The sequence below is a fragment of the Streptacidiphilus anmyonensis genome, assembly GCF_000787855.1.
Classification (GTDB): domain Bacteria; phylum Actinomycetota; class Actinomycetes; order Streptomycetales; family Streptomycetaceae; genus Streptacidiphilus; species Streptacidiphilus anmyonensis.
The window spans coordinates 90783-94952 of sequence record NZ_BBPQ01000020.1 but is presented as its reverse complement, the minus strand read 5'-3'; the positions used below and the strand labels follow the sequence as shown (position 1 = coordinate 94952).

The window sequence follows — 4170 nt, the reverse complement described above, 5'->3', positions numbered from 1 at the left end:
CGCCGCGTGGAGCGCCTGATCCTGCACGGCAGTCCGCGCAGCTGGCTCGGCTACCTGCGCGAGGTGGCCGAGCTGGTCGCCGACGTCGCGGCCGGAGGTTCGGCTGGAGGCTCGCCCGGGGGTTCGGTCAGGGGTTCGGTCGGGGAAGGGCCGCCGGGTCCGGCGGAGCTCGAGGCGGCGCTCGTCGCCGGCGAGGTCGTCCTCGCCCACCACCAGATGCTGATCGGCCTGCCCGGCCCCGCCTACGACCGGGTCGCCACCGACCGGGCGCTGCTCAGCCGCGCCGTCGACCGCCTGCGTCGCCTGCAGCCGCCGAAGCCGGCCGTCCACGACGCACCACACCGTCCAGAGGCAGGTTTGCGATGACCCTGACCGTGATCCACGCCCCGTCGGGCGGCCCGACGCCCGTCCTCGGGCCGAACCCGGACCGGGTCGAGAACCTCGCCTGCTACCTGGCCCGGGGCGGATACCGCGCGGAGCTCCCGCCCGAGGAGCTGCTCGCCCGCGTCGAGGCCGCGGAACTGCGCGGCCACGGCGGAGCCGGCTTTCCGACGGCGGTCAAGCTGCGGGCCGTGCGCGACGGCGCGGGCACGCCCGTCGTGGTCGCCAACGGCGAGGAGGGCGAGCCGGGATCGGTCAAGGACCGGTGGCTGCTGCGCGCCCGCCCGCACCTGGTCCTGGACGGCCTCGTCCAGGCGGCCCGGATCACCGGGGCGGACCGCGCCTACGTCTACCTGTCCGATGCGGCGGCCGAGCGCAGCGTCCACGAGGCGCTGACCGAGCGCGACCCCGGGCTGCCTGTGGAGCTGGTGCGCACCGAACCCGCCTACGTTGCGGGGGAGGAGAGCGCCGTCGTCCGCCGAATCGACGGCGGACCGGCCCTGCCGACGGCCAAGCCGCCGCGCGTCTTCGAACGCGGCGTCGGCGGCGCGCCGACCCTGGTGGCCAACGTCGAGACGCTGGCCCGACTGGCTCTGCTGGCCGCCGCGCACGATGCCACGGAATCGGTTCTGCTGACTCTTTCCGGGGGCCGGGACGCCCCGGTTCTCACGGAGCAGCGCTACGGTGTGACGCTTCGTCAGCTGGCATTCCTGCAAGGGACAGTGGAACCGAAGGCCGTGCTGATGGGCGGCCTCTTCGGCGGGCTCCTCCCGTCGACCGCGCTCGAACTGCCGCTGGACCGTGCCCGACTGGCCGAGGCGGGCACCGGTCTCGGCTGCGGCGCGATCCGCTTCCTCGCGCCGGGAGAGTGCCCGGTCTCCGTCGCCACCGACGCCGTGGACCACCTGGCCGTCGAGAGCAGCCGCCAGTGCGGCGTCTGCGTCTCCGGCACCCGGGCCCTGCGCGACACGCTGGTCGCCCTGGCCGAGGGTCGCTGCGACGCCGACGGCGTGGCCAACCTGGCCCGTTGGGCCCAGGGCCTGCCCGGGCGGGGTGCCTGCGGCCTGCTCGACGCCGCGGCGCGGCTGGCCGGCACGCTGCTCAACGGCTTCCCGGAGCTGGTCGCCGCCCACCGGAGCGAGCCGTGCCCGGCCTGCGCCGCCACCCCGCCGGATGCCGGTCGCCGCCTGCGGGTCCACGTTCCCGCGCCCCTGTCCGCGCCCGATCGTGCCGGCGACTCCAGCCGCCCGACCCAGCCCCAGCCCCAGCCTCATCCGCAGCCGCAGCCCGCGCCTGCCTGCGTCGGCTGACCTCCGCTGTCCTCCCCACCCGTTCCGCCGCTCACCGACGAGGGACCGCCATGAAACTCCGCATCGACTCCACCCGCTGCCAGGGGTACGGGGAGTGCCTGCCACCCGCCCCCGGCCTGATCGACCTCGACGAGTGGGGCTACGCCTGGCTCCTGGTCGTCGACCTGACCGACGACCAGGAGAGCGCCGCCCGCGCGGCCGTCGACGCCTGCCCCAACGACGCGCTGCGACTGGAGCGGTGACCGATGCGACGTGATCTGACCGCCCTGTTCGCCCCGGCCTCGGTCGCGGTGCTGGGCGCCAGCGACGACCCGGCCAAGTACGGGCACGCCATCGCCGTCCAGGCCCTGCGGGCGAACGGACGGCGCCCGCTGCACCTGGTCAACCGGCGCGGCGGCACCGTGCTCGGGCGGACGGCCGCCACCAGCCTCGGTGCGATCGGCGAACCGGTGGAGCTGGTCGTGGTGAGCGTCCCGTCGACGGGCTTCGAGGAGGCCGTGGACGAGGCGCTCGCCTGCGGGGCCCGCGCCATCGTGGCCATCACGGCGGGCTTCGCCGAGCTGGGAGCGGACGGCCTGGCCCGGCAGCGCGCCGTCGCCGAGAAGGTCCAGGCCGCCGGGGCGCTCCTGGTCGGCCCCAACTGCCTCGGCATCGCCGACAACACCACCGAGCTCTACCTCGCCTCGGACCGGTTCGCCTCCGGCGGCGTCGCGCTGCTCAGCCAGAGCGGCAACCTGGCGCTGGAACTGCAACTCCGGTTGGAGCCGCAGGGTCTGGGCTTCTCCCGCTTCGTCTCCCTCGGCAACCAGGCCGACGTGACGCTGGTCGACCTGGTCGAGGACTGCGCCCGGCACGAGGGCACTCGCGCCATCGCCGTCTACGCCGAGGACTTCGGCGACGGCCGCGCCTTCGCCGAAGCGGCGGGGCACGCGGGCAAGCCCGTCGTGCTGCTCACAGCGGGCCGCGGCGTCGCCGCCGCGCGCAGCGCCAAATCCCACACGGGTGCGCTCACCACCTCCAGCGACGTGGTCATCGCCGCCTGCCGGGACGCGGGCATCGAGCTGACGCGCACCCCGCGTGAACTCGCCTGCGTGCTGGGCGCCCTGGACGCCGGACGACGGGCCGGGGGCCGCCGCGTCGCGGTCTTCACCGACGGCGGCGGCCACGGCGCCATCGCGGCCGACACGGTCGAGGCGGCGGGGCTGTCCGTGCCCGAGCTGACCGCGCCGCTGCAAGCGGAGTTGACCGGGGTGCTCTGGGAGCAGTCCGCCGTCGGCAACCCCGTCGACCTGGCCGGCATGGGGGAGCGCGACCCGATGTCCTACGCGCACACGGTGCGGGCCCTGTTGGACTCCGACGAGGTCGACGCGGTGCTGCTGACGGGCTACTTCGGCGGCTACGCGTCCGGTGAGGGCGGGCTGGGCGGCGACGGCGGCCCGGGCGGTGATGCTCCGGGCGGTGATGCTCCGGACGGCGATGCTCCGGACGGTGAGGGCGAAAGTGCGCTCGGCGTGGCCGAGCTGGCGGCGGCCGGGGCCATCGCGGCGGCCGTACCGCGATCCGGCAAGCCGTTCGTGGTGCAGTCGATGTATCCGGGATCGGCCAGTTGCCGGGTCCTGGCAGCCGCCGGCATCCCGGTCCACGAGGCGGTCGAGGACGCCGCCCGCGCGCTTGTCGCGCTCGCGCCGAAGGCGGCCGTCGCAGGGGGAGTACAGCCGCTGCCGCCCGCCGTCGAGCGGATCGCCGACCCCGACTACCACGCCACGCGACGCCTGCTCGCGGCGGCCGGGGTCCCGTTCCCGTCCGCCCGCGAGATCGGAAACGAGGCCGAACTGCGCGCCGCTGCAAGGGAGTTCCCCGGCCCGTACGTGCTCAAGGCGCTGCACCTGCTGCACAAGTCCGACGCGGGAGGCGTCGCCCTCCGCCTCGCCGACGAGGACGCGCTGGTCGCCGCCCACCGCGAGATGCACGCCCGTCTCGGCGCGCCGTCCTACTCCGTGGAGGCCATGGCCGACCTGAGCGACGGCGTGGAGCTGATCGTCGGCGTCAACCGCGATCCGCGCTTCGGCCCGGTCGCGATGGTCGGCCTGGGCGGAGTGCTCACCGAGGCGCTCGGCGACGTCGCCTTCGCACTGGCCCCCGTCACGCCCGAGCACGCCGAGCGGCTGCTGCGCAGCCTGCGCAGCGCGGTGCTGCTCGACGGCGTCCGCGGCCGTCCGGCCGTCGACGTCGGGGCCGCCGCGCGGGCGGTCGCCGCGATCACCGCGGTGGCGGCCGCGCACCCCGAGATCGCCGAACTGGAGGTCAATCCGCTGCTGGTGACGCCGCGCGGCGCCCTCGCCCTGGACTCCCGCGCCGTCCTCGCCTGAACCGGCTCGCCTGAACGTCTCTCGCCTGAACGTCTCGCCTGAACCGGCTCGCCCGAACTGCCGCCTGAACCGTTCTCGCGGACGCACCGCCCCGAACCACCCCGCACCCC

The 4170-nt window shown here is 75.5% G+C and carries 4 protein-coding genes; all 4 read left to right on the top strand.

Annotated features, from left to right (window positions below):
• The coding region (locus TR50_RS19420; protein WP_042422691.1) for a hypothetical protein at positions 1 to 366 on the top strand (366 nt) is incomplete at its 5' end.
• Positions 363 to 1691, top strand: coding sequence for an NADH-ubiquinone oxidoreductase-F iron-sulfur binding region domain-containing protein (locus TR50_RS19415; RefSeq protein ID WP_052441108.1), 1329 nt, complete (start codon positions 363 to 365; stop codon positions 1689 to 1691). The genes TR50_RS19420 and TR50_RS19415, both read left to right, overlap by 4 nt.
• A gap of 50 nt (positions 1692 to 1741) precedes the next feature.
• The gene (locus TR50_RS19410; protein ID WP_042422688.1) at positions 1742 to 1933 is read left to right on the top strand and encodes a ferredoxin; all 192 of its coding nucleotides are present in this window, start codon (positions 1742 to 1744) and stop codon (positions 1931 to 1933) included.
• A gap of 3 nt (positions 1934 to 1936) precedes the next feature.
• On the top strand, positions 1937 to 4060 hold the full coding sequence (locus TR50_RS19405; protein ID WP_042422685.1) for an acetate--CoA ligase family protein: 2124 nt from the start codon (positions 1937 to 1939) through the stop codon (positions 4058 to 4060).
• The last annotated feature ends 110 nt before the right edge of the window (positions 4061 to 4170 follow it).